Origin of the sequence: Mesorhizobium carmichaelinearum, from assembly GCF_900199455.1 — a bacterium.
In the GTDB taxonomy this organism is placed as follows: domain Bacteria; phylum Pseudomonadota; class Alphaproteobacteria; order Rhizobiales; family Rhizobiaceae; genus Mesorhizobium; species Mesorhizobium carmichaelinearum.
In genome coordinates, this window is sequence record NZ_FZQR01000030.1 from 48,426 (window position 1) to 62,316 (window position 13,891).

At 61.7% G+C, this 13,891-nt stretch carries 18 protein-coding genes and 3 tRNA genes; 12 read left to right on the forward strand and 9 right to left on the reverse strand.

Annotated elements, in window-relative coordinates:
- Both CKW40_RS35655 and CKW40_RS35660 read right to left on the reverse strand, forming a co-directional pair.
- Positions 1-855 carry an ABC transporter permease gene (locus CKW40_RS35655; protein WP_095204397.1) on the reverse strand — a complete coding sequence of 285 codons (855 nt, stop codon included), beginning with the start codon at positions 853-855 and terminating at the stop codon, positions 1-3.
- Positions 856-868: 13 nt separating this feature from the next.
- Positions 869-1,960 (reverse strand): polyamine ABC transporter substrate-binding protein, encoded by a 1,092-nt coding sequence (locus CKW40_RS35660; RefSeq protein WP_095204398.1) that lies wholly within the window; start codon positions 1,958-1,960, stop codon positions 869-871.
- Between the two features lie 91 nt (positions 1,961-2,051).
- On the opposite strand from CKW40_RS35660, the gene CKW40_RS35665 reads away from it, so the two are divergent.
- Positions 2,052-2,666 carry a TetR/AcrR family transcriptional regulator gene (locus CKW40_RS35665; protein ID WP_095204399.1) on the forward strand — a complete coding sequence of 205 codons (615 nt, stop codon included), beginning with the start codon at positions 2,052-2,054 and terminating at the stop codon, positions 2,664-2,666.
- A 154-nt stretch (positions 2,667-2,820) separates the two neighbouring features.
- Positions 2,821-3,276 (forward strand): hypothetical protein, encoded by a 456-nt coding sequence (locus tag CKW40_RS35670; RefSeq protein WP_143748437.1) that lies wholly within the window; start codon positions 2,821-2,823, stop codon positions 3,274-3,276.
- A 40-nt stretch (positions 3,277-3,316) separates the two neighbouring features.
- On the opposite strand, the gene CKW40_RS35675 is transcribed toward CKW40_RS35670, so the two are convergent.
- Positions 3,317-3,392: transfer RNA gene (locus CKW40_RS35675), tRNA-Thr, on the reverse strand.
- 157 nt (positions 3,393-3,549) lie between these two features.
- Between CKW40_RS35675 and CKW40_RS35680 the strand changes: the two genes are divergently transcribed.
- The 3 genes from CKW40_RS35680 (at position 3,550) to CKW40_RS35690 (ending at position 4,609) form a co-directional block, all read left to right on the forward strand.
- Positions 3,550-3,717, forward strand: a complete 168-nt coding sequence (locus tag CKW40_RS35680) for a hypothetical protein (protein WP_095204401.1) — start codon at positions 3,550-3,552, stop codon at positions 3,715-3,717.
- Between the two features lie 194 nt (positions 3,718-3,911).
- Positions 3,912-4,115, forward strand: coding sequence for a hypothetical protein (locus CKW40_RS35685; protein ID WP_095204402.1), 204 nt, complete (start codon positions 3,912-3,914; stop codon positions 4,113-4,115).
- Between the two features lie 188 nt (positions 4,116-4,303).
- Positions 4,304-4,609 (forward strand): BA14K family protein, encoded by a 306-nt coding sequence (locus CKW40_RS35690; RefSeq protein WP_095204416.1) that lies wholly within the window; start codon positions 4,304-4,306, stop codon positions 4,607-4,609.
- 68 nt (positions 4,610-4,677) lie between these two features.
- On the opposite strand, the gene CKW40_RS35695 is transcribed toward CKW40_RS35690, so the two are convergent.
- Entirely contained in the window at positions 4,678-5,109 is a 432-nt protein-coding gene (locus CKW40_RS35695) for a hypothetical protein (protein ID WP_095204403.1), read from the reverse strand.
- A gap of 154 nt (positions 5,110-5,263) precedes the next feature.
- Positions 5,264-6,085, reverse strand: a complete 822-nt coding sequence (gene bhcR, locus CKW40_RS35700; RefSeq protein ID WP_095204417.1) for an HTH-type transcriptional regulator BhcR — start codon at positions 6,083-6,085, stop codon at positions 5,264-5,266.
- A 213-nt stretch (positions 6,086-6,298) separates the two neighbouring features.
- On the opposite strand from bhcR, the gene gcl reads away from it, so the two are divergent.
- The 3 genes from gcl (at position 6,299) to CKW40_RS35715 (ending at position 9,917) form a co-directional block, all read left to right on the forward strand.
- Positions 6,299-8,080 carry a glyoxylate carboligase gene (gcl, locus tag CKW40_RS35705; RefSeq protein ID WP_095204418.1) on the forward strand — a complete coding sequence of 594 codons (1,782 nt, stop codon included), beginning with the start codon at positions 6,299-6,301 and terminating at the stop codon, positions 8,078-8,080.
- A 17-nt stretch (positions 8,081-8,097) separates the two neighbouring features.
- Positions 8,098-8,895, forward strand: a complete 798-nt coding sequence (gene otnI, locus CKW40_RS35710; protein ID WP_095204404.1) for a 2-oxo-tetronate isomerase — start codon at positions 8,098-8,100, stop codon at positions 8,893-8,895.
- Positions 8,896-8,999: 104 nt separating this feature from the next.
- A complete protein-coding gene (locus tag CKW40_RS35715) occupies positions 9,000-9,917 on the forward strand; it encodes a 2-hydroxy-3-oxopropionate reductase (RefSeq protein ID WP_095204405.1) in 918 nt (305 codons plus the stop codon).
- A 120-nt stretch (positions 9,918-10,037) separates the two neighbouring features.
- Here the strand turns inward: CKW40_RS35715 and CKW40_RS35720 are convergent, their stop codons facing one another.
- The gene (locus CKW40_RS35720) at positions 10,038-10,886 is read right to left on the reverse strand and encodes a TrmH family RNA methyltransferase (RefSeq protein WP_095204406.1); all 849 of its coding nucleotides are present in this window, start codon (positions 10,884-10,886) and stop codon (positions 10,038-10,040) included.
- 202 nt (positions 10,887-11,088) lie between these two features.
- Here CKW40_RS35720 and CKW40_RS35725 point away from each other — a divergent pair.
- Both CKW40_RS35725 and CKW40_RS35730 read left to right on the forward strand, forming a co-directional pair.
- Positions 11,089-11,173 (forward strand) — tRNA-Tyr (locus tag CKW40_RS35725).
- A 90-nt stretch (positions 11,174-11,263) separates the two neighbouring features.
- Positions 11,264-11,337: transfer RNA gene (locus CKW40_RS35730), tRNA-Gly, on the forward strand.
- Positions 11,338-11,417: 80 nt separating this feature from the next.
- On the opposite strand, the gene CKW40_RS35735 is transcribed toward CKW40_RS35730, so the two are convergent.
- The gene (locus CKW40_RS35735) at positions 11,418-11,882 is read right to left on the reverse strand and encodes a YidB family protein (protein ID WP_095204407.1); all 465 of its coding nucleotides are present in this window, start codon (positions 11,880-11,882) and stop codon (positions 11,418-11,420) included.
- A 130-nt stretch (positions 11,883-12,012) separates the two neighbouring features.
- Between CKW40_RS35735 and CKW40_RS35740 the strand changes: the two genes are divergently transcribed.
- Positions 12,013-12,270 carry a GlsB/YeaQ/YmgE family stress response membrane protein gene (locus CKW40_RS35740; RefSeq protein ID WP_095204408.1) on the forward strand — a complete coding sequence of 86 codons (258 nt, stop codon included), beginning with the start codon at positions 12,013-12,015 and terminating at the stop codon, positions 12,268-12,270.
- Between the two features lie 61 nt (positions 12,271-12,331).
- Here CKW40_RS35740 and CKW40_RS44125 read toward each other — a convergent pair whose 3' ends face one another.
- Positions 12,332-12,469 carry a hypothetical protein gene (locus tag CKW40_RS44125; RefSeq protein WP_164548697.1) on the reverse strand — a complete coding sequence of 46 codons (138 nt, stop codon included), beginning with the start codon at positions 12,467-12,469 and terminating at the stop codon, positions 12,332-12,334.
- Between the two features lie 113 nt (positions 12,470-12,582).
- Positions 12,583-13,470 carry a DMT family transporter gene (locus CKW40_RS35745; protein WP_095204409.1) on the reverse strand — a complete coding sequence of 296 codons (888 nt, stop codon included), beginning with the start codon at positions 13,468-13,470 and terminating at the stop codon, positions 12,583-12,585.
- Positions 13,471-13,764: 294 nt separating this feature from the next.
- On the opposite strand from CKW40_RS35745, the gene CKW40_RS35755 reads away from it, so the two are divergent.
- Positions 13,765-13,891, forward strand: a 127-nt coding sequence (locus tag CKW40_RS35755; RefSeq protein WP_244571411.1) for a GTP-binding protein, incomplete at its 3' end; no start/stop codon positions are given.

The window sequence follows — 13,891 nt, forward strand, 5'->3', positions numbered from 1 at the left end:
TCAGGCCCGCTCGATCTTCAGCCAGCGGGCGCAGGCGAGGTAGGCGATTGTGACGACCGCCATCAGGATGATCGACAGTGCCGAGGCCAGTGGAAAATCGCCGCGCCGGCCGATCTGCATCATCACCAGCTGCGGCATCAAGAGCTCGTTGTTGCCGCCCAGGATCTGCGGCGTGATGTAGTCGCCGATGCACAGAACGAAGGTGAGGAAGGCGCCGACCATGATGCCCGGCAAGGTCAGCGGCAGGACGACATGCAGGAAGGTGCGCACCGGCCCGGCGCCGAGATCGGCGGCCGCCTTGCGGTAGCTCGGACTGAGCTGCTTCAAATTGGCGAAAATCGTCAGCGTCAGCAGCATGACGAAGAAATGCACGAAGCCGGTGACCGTGGCCAGGCGCGTGTTGGCGAGCTGCAGCGGCTCGGCGATCAGGCCTGAACCGGTCAACGCGCGGTTGATGACGCCGTTCTGCGCCAGCACCAGCAGCCAGGAATAGGAGCGCACGACATAGGACGTCCAGAACGGCAGCACGGCCAGCATCAGCGCCAGCCGCTGCCAGCGTTCCGGCACTTGTTCGGCGAGGATCCAGGCGAAGGGATAGGCGAGCAGCACCGAAACCACGGTCACGATTGCCGTCACCTGCAGCGAATTCACCATCGCCTGCCAATAGGAGGGGTTGGTGAAGAACTGACTGTAGTTGGTCAGCGTGAAGCCGCCGCCCTCATGCGCCGTGAGGCTCGAAAACCCCATGGCGATGAACGGCAGGACGAAGAACAGCAACGTCCAGCCGAGCGCCGGCGTGACCAGCGCCCAGGGCAGGGCGCGGCCCGCCCGCCCGCTGTTTGCGGTTGAGCTCACGAGCGACAGCCGATCACTTCGCCTGCAGCATTTCGGTCCACATGTCCTGCATCTTCTTGTCGAGATCGGCGTTCGGCGCCGGATAGGCTTGCGCACGAGCGAGGAAGCCCGGCTGCTCGTCGAAACGCAGGACCTTCTTCTGGTCGTCGGTCAGTGCCGCCTTGGTGTTGGCCGGCATGCCCCAGTAGCAGGACGAGGTGGCAAGCCGCGCCTGGCCTTCAGGGCTCATAATGTACTGGATGAATTTCAGCGCCAAATCCTTGTTCTTGGAATCCTTGAACATGGCCAGCGACTGCGACCACAGCACCGCGCCTTCCTTGGGGATGGAGAAGTCCAGCGCCGGGTTTTCCTTGGCCAACCCCGCCGTCACCCACTCGCCGCCGCCGACCAGAATGTCGACCTCGCCGGTGGCAAGCGCGGTCTGGCTGGCGGTGACTTCGCCGACCAGCTTGGCATTGGCCTTCATCTTGAGCAGCTCGTCCTTGAGGGCAGGCAGGTCGGCTTCGGTCAGATCCGCCGTCTTCTTGCCGATGGCAAGGGCCGCCATGCCGATGACCGGCAGATAATAGTCGTAGATGGCGACCTTGCCCTTGTACTTGTCGCTGGTCAGCGACGCCAGGGACTGCATGTCGGCCGGATCGACCTTGGTCTTGTTGAAGCCGATCGTGTTGTAGCCGAACTTTTCGGTGATGCCGTAGCGCTTGCCGCCGACGACGGTGGAACCGTCCATCTTCACCTGCGGAAACAGGTCGGCGAAGGGCAGCTTGTCTTCCGGCAGCGGCTCGAACAGGCCCTTTTCGACGCCGCGCGGCACGTCGATCGAGTCGATCACCATCACGTCCCAGTCGCCTGGCTGCGATTGCTCGACGATGGCGAGGCCGGCACCCGTGCCTTCGAACTCCTTGACGTTGACCTTGACGTTGTTGGCCTCCTCGAAGGGCTGCAGAAGCGCCGGATCGGAATGGTCGCACCAGATCAGCGCGTTGAGATCGGCGGCCTCGGCGAGGCTGCCAGCGCCGAGCAGCAGGGCCGTGGCGGCGCAGGCGGCGTGCAGATGACGCTTCAAGACGGAAAGCGGATTCCCGGATGCGGATTTGACGGACATCGAGTGTTCTCCCTTGCCTTTGTGGCTTCTTGCAAAAAGTTGAACCAATTCTAAAATTGAGTCAATTCTGTTTTTGTGGCAAGAGGCTGCTATGAGCGGATTGCGGGCAAGGCAAAAGGCGGACCGGCACAGGCGCATCATCGACGCGGCGGCAGCACTTTTCCGCGAGGCCGGCTATGAGGGCGCCAAGATCGAAACCATCGCCAGCCAGGCGGAAGTGTCGATCGGCACGATCTACAATTACTATGAGAACAAGGGCGACATCCTCGGCGCCATCGTCTCGCTGGAGGTCAACGAGGTGCTCAATGCCGGGCGCGGCGTGGTCGCCAGGCCGCCGGCCAATGTCGGCGATGCGCTGGACACGCTGATCGGCATCTATATCGAGCATTCGCTGCACTATCTCAGCAAGGAGATGTGGCGGCAGGCGATGGCGATCTCGACGCAATTGCCCGACAGCCCGTTCGGCCAGGCCTACACCGCGCTCGACCGCTCACTCACCGAACAGATCCGCGCGCTGATCGCCCGGCTGCAGGAGATTGGCCTGGTACGGCAGGACATAGACGGGGCAGCGCTCGGCGAACTGATCTTCAACAACATGAACATGATGTTCATCGAATTCGTGAAGCGCGACGAGGCCAGGATACCGGAACTGCGCGCGGCAATACGCCGGCAGAACCGGATATTGGTGGCGGCAATCGGGGTGTGACGGGATTGCGGCTAGCGATGGGCCCAATCGGCTGAGCGGTGTGGGTGTGTCTTTGGCGCAGCCTGTACGAAGCCACTCGAGAGCCGGTCATAGAGGTGCCTAAGTTCAGTGCCCAGCTTACGCATGCGGCATGGAATCGTGTGTAGGAGGGGCAATGCGCAGCTTTTTCGGGGTTCTCTTGGCATCCGGTATGGTTTCCGCTCCAGCCTTTGGCGCTGACATCGGCGGGCCTATGAAGCAATTTGGCCTCATCGGAGCGTGGTCGTCGGATTGCAGCAGGGAATCTTCTCAGCCGAAGATGGATAGGGTTACGTTCGCGGCACCGTCTGGCGGAGGGGCGACGGCGACCATCCTCGACAAGCACGGCGGCGTGCTGGTGACCACTGTCGATCAAGTCACTGAATCGGCACTCATTGCCGGCGATGAAATCGGGATCGGCCTCCACCCCGTAACGGTCACCCGATCAGACGGCAAAACATCCCAGCACGACTACGACAATATGCATCTTGTCTTTCAAAAGGTTGGAGCAAGGATCGAGGTGGTTCGAGTCCAGTTCGAAGGCCTGCCGGAAATCCAACGGTCAGCTTTTTTCGAGAAATGCCCGAACTAGGACATCGATTATCTCGGCGTGGCTTATGTCTGGAGAAACCTGGTGCCCCCGGACGGGATCGAACCGCCGACCTTCGGTTTACAAAACCGCTGCTCTACCAGCTGAGCTACAAGGGCACGGCGCTCCGGTAGCATATTTCGTGCGCCAGTAAAGACAAAACTCCGTTTTCGGTTACCTCCAGCGGTGGATGACGCGGCGGACGCCTATGCTGAAATCCACTGGCGCGCTTCCTACATATTGGGAAGGTGCAATCGCTTCGGACTGGAGTGTCGCATGATCAGGCTTGTCATCATTCTCCCCATCGTCGTCATCGCCTGGATGCTTCTGGTGAAGCTCGTCAGCGACGTGAAGAAGGCCAATGTCGACTGGACCGGCGTAACCACGATCATCGGCTTCATCGCGCTGGCTTTCTGGCTGCGCCATCTCACGGGCATGGGGTGAATGGGAGTGAGTAGCGAATAGTCAGTAGTCGGTAGCGAGCCGAGATCCCGTGTGATCCGCCTTTCACTACTCACTACTCACTACTCACTACTCACTGCGAGAAATCTCCTCGACCTTTCGAACCTTTTGACCGGCCGCGCCGACTGATCTCCAGAGGCGAGTGGTCGCCTCGGTCAAGGATCCAGGAGATCATCATGTTCAAGCGCATGCTCACTTCCGCCCTCGTAGCCGTTTTCGTCGCCACGGGCGCACTGGCCGCCACGGTTCAGACGTCGTCGGCTCATGGTATGCATCATCACCATCATCACTACGACGACGACTATGGCGACTACTGGTGGTACCACCATCACCACCATCATCATCATCATCACCATGGCGGGGTGGTCATCATCTTTTGATGCCAAGGCCTGTCGCGTTCGAAGGGCGGCTTCGGCCGCCCTTTTGCATTTTTCGTAGCCCCACAGGCAGGAACCGACAGCATCTCCGTAAAAAAGATCAAAAAAGCTTCGAACCTTTTTCGTTACCGCAACGACAGATGATCAAGAGGCGGATGGATCGCCTCGGTCAACGAAGCAAGGAGATCATCATGTTCAAGCGCACACTCGTTTCCGGCCTCATCGCCACCACTGTCGCCGCCACCACGCTGGTCGGCACCGTTCAGCCTTCGGCGGCTCATTCGCATCACCACGACCTCGGCATCGGCATCGCCGCCGGCGTCGGCGGGTTCGTCCTTGGCAGCCTGCTTGCCCAGCAGCCGCCGCGTACCGTCTATGTCGACGAAGATGGCGGTTCCTGGCACGTCCGTCGCTGCTTCGATCGCTACTCGAGCTACGATCCGGACTCCGACACCTACATCGGCTACGACGGCTATCGCCACTACTGCCGGCTCTAAGAGGAGGACTGTTTCAGCAACGGAAAGGGGGTTCGCACGAGCCCCTTTTTCCGTTGTATGACAAGTACTTACAGTTGCGTTTTCGGGCTGGAAACGGAGATCGTCAATCCGGCTGCGCCGCAGCTGCTGTCGACGAGACGCCTCGTTTCTGAAGCGCCGCCCATGGCGACGAGTTCGAAGCTGCTTCCTGAATCCGGGTAGACCTTGGCAATGAAGGCTTGGTCGCCGCCATAGCTGCCGGAGGAATCCCTGCCGTTGACGAAGCCGCAGACGACGATCTCTTTGCGGCCGTTCAGCGTCCGCTCGCCGGCAAGCATCTTCCCGAACCGGGCGGAAGCAGGATCCGGCAAGCGTTGACGGATGCCGGTGGTGATGATCTCCTCCAGGGCAAGCGGGATCGGAATGGGATCGACGCGCTGGCCGCCGGAATCAGGTCGAGGTGCCGCCGCCACGCATCCGCAAAGTGAAGCGACAAGCAAAAGCTGAACCGTTTTCCGCATCCGTGCCCTTTCGCATGCATTCGAACGCTGCCGCAAGGCGGCGTCATGCCGCCGGCGGTGTCCAGCAATTTTGCGAACGTCCTGTCTGCCATTCGCACGCCAACAGAGGGGAGACCTGACTGCGACCAGGAGCGCGCTGCCCGGGGCAGGTTGATCAGCCGGTCTGCACGCCGCCGATCATCCTTGTCACCTCGGCCGCGGCGCCGCGCACCATCGGCCCGATCTCGGCCAGCCGCTCCGGCGTCACCCGCACGGTCGGCCCCGACACCGAGACGCCGCCGATCGGCTCGCCGAATTCGTTGAAGATGGCGGCGGCCACGCAGCGCATGCCGGGGTGCCGTTCTTCGTCATCGACCGACCAGCCGCGCTGCTTGATCACAGCCAGATCATGGGCAAGGGCAGGGATCTCCGACAGCGTCTTGTCGGTGAAGCGCTGCAGGCCGGCCTTGCGCAAGATGGTGCCGACGCGCTCCGGTTCAAGATGCGCCAGCACCGCCTTGCCGATGCCGGAGGCATGGAAGGGACTGCGCGTGCCCGGCCGGAAGAAGGCGCGGATCGCCTGGTGCGTCTCGACCTGGCTGACGAAGACCACGCAATCGTCCTCGGCGACACCGAGATTGGCGGTCTCGCCGGTTCTTTCCATCAGCTCCTGCATGACAATGCGGGCGCGGTCGACCAGCTTGCGGCGGCGCAGGAACGCAGCACCCATGCGGTAGGTCTCGACGCCGATCGACCACAGTTGGTCTGATGTATCGAACTCGACCATGCCGTGGTTTTCGAGCGTCGTCAGCATGCGGTAGGCTGTAGAGGCGGCAAGGCCGCTCTGCGCCGATATCTCGCTCAGCGACAGGCCGCTGCCCTCCGCGACAATGGCCAGGATGCGCAAGGCTCTGTCCAGCGACTGCACCGAACTGGCTTCGGCAGGCCCGTTGAAAGCGCGCGGCCGGCCGCGTTGGCGTTTTTCGGTGGTTTCCATGACGCCAGTTTCGCCGATTTCCCCAAACACGCAATGAAAAAGTTTTTCACTCTGGCAGCGCGAGAAATTCCTGGAAAACGGAAAACCCAATAAAATCAGCAAGAAACCACCGCTTTCTAGAAATGAAAAAATATTCTGAAAAAATTGAAAAATAGCCGGCTTGCTGAGATTATCGGCCATCCAACAATGACAACCCCAGTGGAGGGCCGGAAAATGGCCAGGATGCGCGCTGTCGATGCCGCGGTTCTTGTTCTCGAAAAGGAAGGTATCTCCTGCGCCTTCGGCGTACCGGGCGCGGCGATCAATCCGCTCTATTCGGCGCTAAAGGCGAGGGGCACGATCCGCCACGTGCTGGCCCGCCACGTCGAGGGCGCCTCACATATGGCCGAAGGCTATACCAGGGCCAAAGCGGGCAATATCGGCCTGTGCATCGGCACGTCTGGGCCGGCCGGAACCGACATGATCACCGGGCTCTACTCGGCGGCAGCCGATTCCATCCCGATCCTCTGCATCACCGGCCAGGCACCGCGCGCGCGGCTGAACAAGGAGGATTTCCAGGCTGTCGACATCGCCGCCATCGCCGCACCCGTCGCCAAATGGGCGGTCACCGTCATGGAACCTTATCTCGTCCCGATGGCGCTGCAGAAGGCGTTTCACCTCATGCGCTCGTCGCGGCCCGGCCCGGTGCTGATCGACCTGCCGGTCGACGTGCAACTGGCTGAGATCGAGTTCGACATCGATGCCTATGAGCCGTTGACGCCTTTCAAGCCGGCGATGACCCGCGCCCAGGCCGAAAAGGCCCTGGCGATGCTCAATGCGGCCGACAAGCCCCTGATCGTCGCCGGTGGCGGCATCATCAATGCCGATGCATCCGACCTGCTGATCGAATTCGCTGAAATCACCGGTGTGCCGGTCATTCCGACGCTGATGGGCTGGGGCGCGATCCCTGACGACCACCGGCTGATGGCCGGCATGTGCGGGCTGCAGACCTCGCACCGCTATGGCAATGCGACGATGCTGGAGGCCGACTTCGTCTTCGGCATCGGCAACCGCTGGGCTAACCGCCACACCGGTTCGGTCGACGTCTACACCAAGGGCAAGAAATTCATCCATGTCGACATCGAGCCCACGCAGATTGGCCGCGTCTTCGCGCCGGACCTCGGCGTTGTCTCGGATGCGGGTGCAGCGCTGAAGATGCTGCTCGACGTCGCCACCGAGTGGAAGACAGCGGGAAAGCTACGCGACTGGTCGGGCTGGGCCAAGGAATGCCAGGCCCGCAAGAAGACGATGAAGCGCAAGACGCATTTCGACCAGGTGCCGCTGAAGCCGCAGCGCGTCTATGAGGAGATGAACAAGGCGTTCGGCCGCGACGTCACCTATGTCACCACGATCGGCCTTTCGCAGATCGCCGGCGCGCAGTTCCTGCATGTCTACAAGCCGCGCAACTGGATCAATTGCGGCCAGGCCGGCCCGCTCGGCTGGACCTTGCCAGCCGCCCTTGGCGTTAGGGCTGCTGATCCGGACCGTACCATCGTGGCGCTGTCGGGCGACTATGATTTCCAGTTCATGATCGAGGAACTGGCGGTCGGCGCGCAGCACAGACTGCCCTACATCCATGTCGTCGTGAACAACGCCTATCTCGGCCTGATCCGTCAGGCGCAGCGCGGTTTTTCGATGGACTACGAGGTGAGCCTTGCCTTCGAAAACATCAACCGATCAGGCGATCCGGAGGCCGGCTACGGCGTCGACCATGTTGCGGTTGCCGAAGCGATGGGCTGCAAGGCGGTCAGGGTGCGCAAGCCCGAGGAGTTTGCCGGCGCCTTCAAGCAGGCGCAGCGGCTGATGAAGGAGCACCAGGTTCCGGTCGTGCTCGAATTCATCCTCGAACGCGTCACCAACATCTCGATGGGCACCGAGATCGACAAGATCACCGAATTCGAGGACCTTGCGGAAAGCCATGAGGATGCGCCGACCGCGATCGTGATGCTCGATTGATAAGAAGGACAAAAAGAATGCCGCGTTTTTCAGCCAATCTGTCGATGCTCTTTGGCGAGCATGATTTCCTCGACCGCTTCGATGCCGCTGCGCGCACGGGTTTCAAGGGCGTCGAATATGTCGGCCCTTACGATCATGCGCCCGAAGTGGTGGCAGCCAGGCTGAAGAAGAACGGCCTGACGCAGGTGCTGTTCAACCTGCCGGCCGGCGACTGGGGCAAGGGCGAACGCGGTATCGCCGTGCTGCCGGACCGCGTGCCGGAATTCCGCCAGGGCATCGCCAAGGCGATCACCTACGCACAGGCGCTCGGCTGCCCGCAGGTCAACTGCCTGGCCGGCATCGCGCCCGCCGGCGTCGACCGCAAGGTGCTCGAGGATGTTTTCGCCGAAAACCTCGCCTTCGCGGCGGAGAAGCTGGAACAGGCCGGCATCCGGCTGCTGATCGAGCCCATCAACACCCGCGACATTCCGGGCTTCTTCCTGAATTACTCAGACCAGGCACTGGCGCTCATCGACCGCGTCGGCTCCAAAAACCTGTTCCTGCAATATGACATCTACCACATGCAGATCATGGAGGGGGATCTCGCCCGTAAAATCGAGGCAAACCTCGGCCGCATCGCGCATATCCAGCTTGCGGACAATCCCGGCCGTCACGAGCCGGGGACGGGCGAGATCAATTATCCCTTCCTCTACGATCACATCGATCGCATCGGCTATTCCGGCTGGATCGGCGCGGAATATAAGCCCAAGGCCGGCACCGAGGCCGGGCTAGGCTGGTTCCGGGACCTGGCCGGGCAGGGCAGCGCGGCGGCTTAAGAGCCGGCGGCGAAGCTGCCAATCTCCCCCCAAGTGGGGGAGATGTCCGGCAGGACAGAGGGGGGCGCGACAGAACGCGACCTAACAAAAGACGGAGAACCACAATGGAAACCATAGGCTTCATCGGCCTCGGCATCATGGGCGCGCCGATGGCGGGGCATTTGCTGGATGCCGGCTACAAGGTCATCGCCAGCGACCATCGCTCAAAGCCATCGGCTGATCTGGTCGCCAAGGGCCTGAAAACAGTCACCGGCCACGCCGCCGTCGCCAAGGCCGTCGACATCATCATCACCATGGTGCCCGACACCCCGCAAGTCGCAGAAGTGCTGTTCAGCGACAACGGCGTCGCCTCCGGCCTGACCAAAGGCAAGCTGGTCATCGACATGAGCTCGATCTCGCCGATCGAGACCAAGACCTTTGCGAAAAAGATCAACGATCTCGGCTGCGACTATCTCGACGCGCCGGTTTCGGGCGGCGAGGTCGGCGCCAAGGCGGCGTCGCTCACCATCATGGTCGGCGGCGAGGAAAAACCGTTCGAGCGCGCCAAACCCGTCTTCGAGAAGATGGGCAAGAACATCACTTTGGTCGGACCCAACGGTGTCGGCCAGACCACCAAGGTCGCCAACCAGATCGTCGTCGCGTTGACCATTGAAGCCGTCGCCGAAGCGCTTGTTTTTGCTTCAAAAGCCGGCGCTGATCCGGCCAAGGTCAGGCAGGCACTGATGGGTGGGCTGGCAGCCTCGCGCATTCTCGAAGTGCATGGCGAGCGCATGGTCAAGCGCACCTTCGCGCCGGGCTTCCGCATTGAACTGCACCAGAAGGATCTCAATCTGGCATTGGAAGGCGCGAAATCGCTTGGCGTCTCACTGCCCAACACCTCGACCACGCAGCAGCTGTTCAATTCCTGCGCCGCCAATGGCGGTGCCAAGGAGGATCACTCGGCGCTGGTCAGGGCGCTGGAGCGGATGGCCAATTTCGAGGTTGGCGGCGAAGCGGCCGAAATCAAGGGCAAAGCGGCATAGGTCGGGAGAGGGCGGCACAACGTTCCCAAGCCGCCACCTCTTGACCGTCGAAGAACGGGTTTCGGCCTCTGTCGCCGGAACCCGTTTCTCGTTTGCAGCAAATAGTCTGCTGTTTCCGGCTCAGCCGCGCTTCAGGAAGGCCCGTGCGGCATAGAGACTGATCGCCGCGGCGTTCGATACATTGAGCGAACGGATGACGCCCGGCATGTCGAGCCGTGCCAGCGTCGTCACTGTCTCGCGCGTCTTCTGGCGCAGGCCCTTGCCTTCGGCCCCCAGCACCAGCGCGATCTTTTCTCCGGCAAAGCTCTTTTCGAGTTCGGCCGGGCCGTCCGAATCAAGCCCGATTGTGCGAAAGCCGGCCTCGTGCAACTGCCCGAGCGCGTCGGCCAGGTTCTTCACCTCGATCTGGTCGATATGCTCCAGCGCGCCGGAGGCCGATTTCGCCAGCACGCCCGATTCCTGCGGGCTGTGGCGCGCGGTGGTGATCAGCGCGCCGGCGCCGAAGGCAACCGCCGAACGCAGGATGGCGCCGACATTGTGCGGATCGGTGACCTGGTCGAGCACCAGCACCAGCTTGGTGTCGCCCAGCGCATCGAGGCGCTTGGGCTTCAGCGGCTCCGCCTCGATCAGCACGCCCTGATGCACGGCGTCCGACCCGGTGATCTTGTCGATGTCCCTGGGTTCGACCAGTTCCGCCTTGAAAGGCAGGGCGGCGAGATCGGCTATCTCGAGGCGCTCGGCCGCATTGCGCGTCACCAGCATTTTCCGGATCTTGCGGCGCGGATTGTCGAGTGCCGCCCGCACCGTGTGCAGGCCATAAAGTCGCACCAGGCCGTTGGCAGCATTCTCGCCGGGCGGAACGGGCTGGCGTGGCTTGAATGCTGGTGCGCCACCGCTTTTCTCGTCGCGAAAGGCGCGGCGCAGATTGGCGTAATGGGTATCTTTCGGGGTGTTTGTCTTGTTGCTCATGGCCGGCTTCTATAGCTGTCTCGCGTGGCCAAGGATATGGCCCGTCGCCGCAGCCGGCGAACAACATCGAAAAACCCTTCCAGTGCGGTTGACACCCACTGGCCTTGCCGCCATAAGGCGCTTCGCTGATTTCGGAGAAGACATCCAACTCGGGCTCCGGGATCGGCAAGAATGCCTCGTTGCATGGCTCCGGCGGCAGACTGGAGAGGTGCCCGAGTGGTTAAAGGGGACGGACTGTAAATCCGTTAGCTTAGCTTACGTTGGTTCGAATCCAACCCTCTCCACCACTGCCGGCCCGGAAGCCCTGAAACGTAAAAGCATCGGAGACGAAAAGCGCATGGCGCTTTTCGGGTGAATCCGATACTTCAGTGCAAGGCGCGGGTATAGCTCAGTGGTAGAGCAGCAGCCTTCCAAGCTGAATATGCGGGTTCGATTCCCGCTACCCGCTCCAGACTTTCATCCCCACAATCAGCAAACCCAGACACTGCGCGGCAACGCGCGCAGCGCTTCAGAGTATCCGTGCGTGCCGCGTTAGCTGTTGAACGCGGACGCCACCTGATGCTGCTGCGGCACCTGGCCGTTCGGCGTCAGTTTGTCGACGATGCCAGGCAAGGCGGTTGACAACTGCTTGAGCAGTTCCTGCTCGTCCATGCCGGTGCGTTGCGCGATCTCGCGGATGACCTGCGGCCCCAGTGCTGCGCCGAGATCATTGGCGTTGATCGACTGGTTCTGCCCGGTGCCGACCCAGGAATCGGCGACATTGCCATGGCCAGCGTCCTTGAGCTTGTCGAGCAGGCCGCCCAGTCCGCCGAGCAGGCCGCCATCACTGGCGGTGGTTCCGACAGGAGTTGGGTCGGCCGGCGCGGGCGCTTGGGGCTGATCCGGCTGTTCGGCGCTTCTGCCGCTCAGCATTTTTCCGACCAGCAACGCGCCGAGCGCGATCATCAGCGGTTTGGTGATGTTGCCGCCGGGAACGGCGTTGTCAAAAAGTCCCATAGTGGATCCTCCATCTCAACCAAGCCCTGCCCATCTCTGACAATGGCGCATCCAGGCGGAATTTCAAGCTGGCTTGAGGTTTTGACAATCATATGAAAATGTCGGGCTGGCGGGGGATGGAGAGGAAAAAATGGGTATCATCAGCTGGATCATTCTCGGCGCCATTGCCGGCTTCCTGGGCAGCAAGATCGTCAACAAGACCGGCCAAGGCCTGATCATGGATATCGTGCTCGGCATCGTCGGCGCCATCGTCGGCGGCGTGATCTGCAGCCAACTCTTTGGCGTGGGTGTCAGCGGCCTCAACATCTCCAGCCTGATCGTCGCTGTGGTTGGCGCGGTGGTTGTGCTGTGGGCCTACCACCAGTTCAGCGGACGCCGGACGCTTTAGGCGCCGGCTGATCATCTGAAGTTTGGAATTTTTGCTGAGGCAAGACCGGTTTCGAGCTTGCCTATGGCATCAACACTGCGTCGGCCGCGGCAAAGAAGATCAGCGTTCCGGCGATGAACACCGCCCAGCCGACCAGCGACTTGCGGATGGCCGCCTTGTGCTCGGCGTCGGAGTTCTTGTTCTGGTCAAAATCGGTCATGGGGAAACGCCCTTGGCTGATTGATCGTGGCGTCGTCGAGTAGACGATAAATCGCCGAATAGACGAGCAATCTGGCCTCTGCAACATCCGAAACGGGCGCTCGGGTGCCGCTGCTACGCGATGGCGGTCAGCCGGCGCTTACGCTGATCCAGCGACACGATGGTCAGCCCGCTGCCCACCACCAGCAGGATACCGCAGACAGCCAGCGCATTGGGGAACTGCCCGAACACCAGCAGGCCCGAAATAACCGCCCAGACAGTGAAACTGTAATAGAACGGCGCCACCGCACTGGTTGGTCCGATGCGATAGGCCATGAAGATGAAGAAATGGCCGAAGATCAGGAAAAACCCGGCGCCGGCCATCAGCAGCAGGTGGCGCGCCTCGGGCATGACCCAGCGCTCGGAAACCAGATGCGCGGCACCGGCGCCGATCAATACCACCACCACGGCGGAAATCGCCACGATCATCCCCGGCACCTCTGCCGGCACACGCCGGCCGGCAAGGTCGCGCGCGGCTGCCAATGTGGCGTTGCCGAGCGCGAGCAGCGCGTAGACCGATATGCCTTGCATGGTCGGCTGCGCCACCATCAGCGCGCCGATGAAGCCGAGCCCGATCAGCGCCATGCGTTGGCCGCCGATGCGCTCGCCAAACAGGATCGAGGAGCCGACCAGCATCAGCAGCGGCGTGATTTGTCCAAGCGCCGTGGAATCGGCGATCTGCATGTTGGCGAGCGCCACGACGTAACAAAGGATCGCCGCCATCTCGAGCAGGTTCCGGCGCAGCACATGGCCGTCGAAGATCAGCGGGATCTGTTTGCCGTAGCCGAGCAGGAACAGCAGTGGGAAGCCCCAGAGCGTCGCCGCCACGCCGCGCAGGAACAGCACCTCGTAGGACGGCAAGCCTGCCGTCGCGAGTTTCATCATCGTGTCGTTGACCAGGTACGACCCCGTCGAGACGATCATGAACAGCGGGCCGCGGATCGAGGCAGGGATGAAATGCATGGGGTCAGGAGATCAGACCTCGGTGGCCGCCGCAATGGGCCATCAACTGGCCGTGATCCAGACAGGGATTGGCGGGCAGGAGCCCTTGATGCAGGCCGCGATCGATCGGCCTGCCAGCCATTTCATTTCACCCATCGCCTTCCTATATCAGCGCCACATCCCCGCAATCGGATCCCAGGTTCGGACTGAGTGAGACGGCACACGGCCAAAAGACGCTTGTGTTTTTTGGCCTTTGTCGCTAATCGCCCCGCATTCGACTGAACTGAAGGTCAAGGCCGTCCAAGGAAAGAGACTATGGCAAAAGGTAAATTCGAGCGCACTAAGCCTCATGTGAACATCGGCACGATTGGTCACGTTGACCATGGCAAGACGTCGCTGACGGCGGCGATCACGAAGTATTTTGGCGAGTACAAGCGCTACG

What these genes read in the sequence shown, in the direction of transcription:
- CKW40_RS35680 (WP_095204401.1), top strand. Translation starts at nt 3,550, where the DNA reads ATGATCAGGCTTGTCATCATTCTCCCCATCGTCGTCATCGCCTGGATG.
- CKW40_RS35660 (WP_095204398.1), bottom strand. Translation starts at nt 1,960, where the DNA reads ATGTCCGTCAAATCCGCATCCGGGAATCCGCTTTCCGTCTTGAAGCGT.
- CKW40_RS35715 (WP_095204405.1), top strand. Translation starts at nt 9,000, where the DNA reads ATGGAAACCATAGGCTTCATCGGCCTCGGCATCATGGGCGCGCCGATG.
- CKW40_RS35665 (WP_095204399.1), top strand. Translation starts at nt 2,052, where the DNA reads ATGAGCGGATTGCGGGCAAGGCAAAAGGCGGACCGGCACAGGCGCATC.
- CKW40_RS35670 (WP_143748437.1), top strand. Translation starts at nt 2,821, where the DNA reads ATGCGCAGCTTTTTCGGGGTTCTCTTGGCATCCGGTATGGTTTCCGCT.
- CKW40_RS44125 (WP_164548697.1), bottom strand. Translation starts at nt 12,469, where the DNA reads ATGACCGATTTTGACCAGAACAAGAACTCCGACGCCGAGCACAAGGCG.
- gcl (WP_095204418.1), top strand. Translation starts at nt 6,299, where the DNA reads ATGGCCAGGATGCGCGCTGTCGATGCCGCGGTTCTTGTTCTCGAAAAG.
- CKW40_RS35690 (WP_095204416.1), top strand. Translation starts at nt 4,304, where the DNA reads ATGTTCAAGCGCACACTCGTTTCCGGCCTCATCGCCACCACTGTCGCC.
- otnI (WP_095204404.1), top strand. Translation starts at nt 8,098, where the DNA reads ATGCCGCGTTTTTCAGCCAATCTGTCGATGCTCTTTGGCGAGCATGAT.
- CKW40_RS35695 (WP_095204403.1), bottom strand. Translation starts at nt 5,109, where the DNA reads ATGCGGAAAACGGTTCAGCTTTTGCTTGTCGCTTCACTTTGCGGATGC.
- CKW40_RS35740 (WP_095204408.1), top strand. Translation starts at nt 12,013, where the DNA reads ATGGGTATCATCAGCTGGATCATTCTCGGCGCCATTGCCGGCTTCCTG.
- CKW40_RS35720 (WP_095204406.1), bottom strand. Translation starts at nt 10,886, where the DNA reads ATGAGCAACAAGACAAACACCCCGAAAGATACCCATTACGCCAATCTG.
- CKW40_RS35745 (WP_095204409.1), bottom strand. Translation starts at nt 13,470, where the DNA reads ATGCATTTCATCCCTGCCTCGATCCGCGGCCCGCTGTTCATGATCGTC.
- CKW40_RS35685 (WP_095204402.1), top strand. Translation starts at nt 3,912, where the DNA reads ATGTTCAAGCGCATGCTCACTTCCGCCCTCGTAGCCGTTTTCGTCGCC.
- bhcR (WP_095204417.1), bottom strand. Translation starts at nt 6,085, where the DNA reads ATGGAAACCACCGAAAAACGCCAACGCGGCCGGCCGCGCGCTTTCAAC.
- CKW40_RS35735 (WP_095204407.1), bottom strand. Translation starts at nt 11,882, where the DNA reads ATGGGACTTTTTGACAACGCCGTTCCCGGCGGCAACATCACCAAACCG.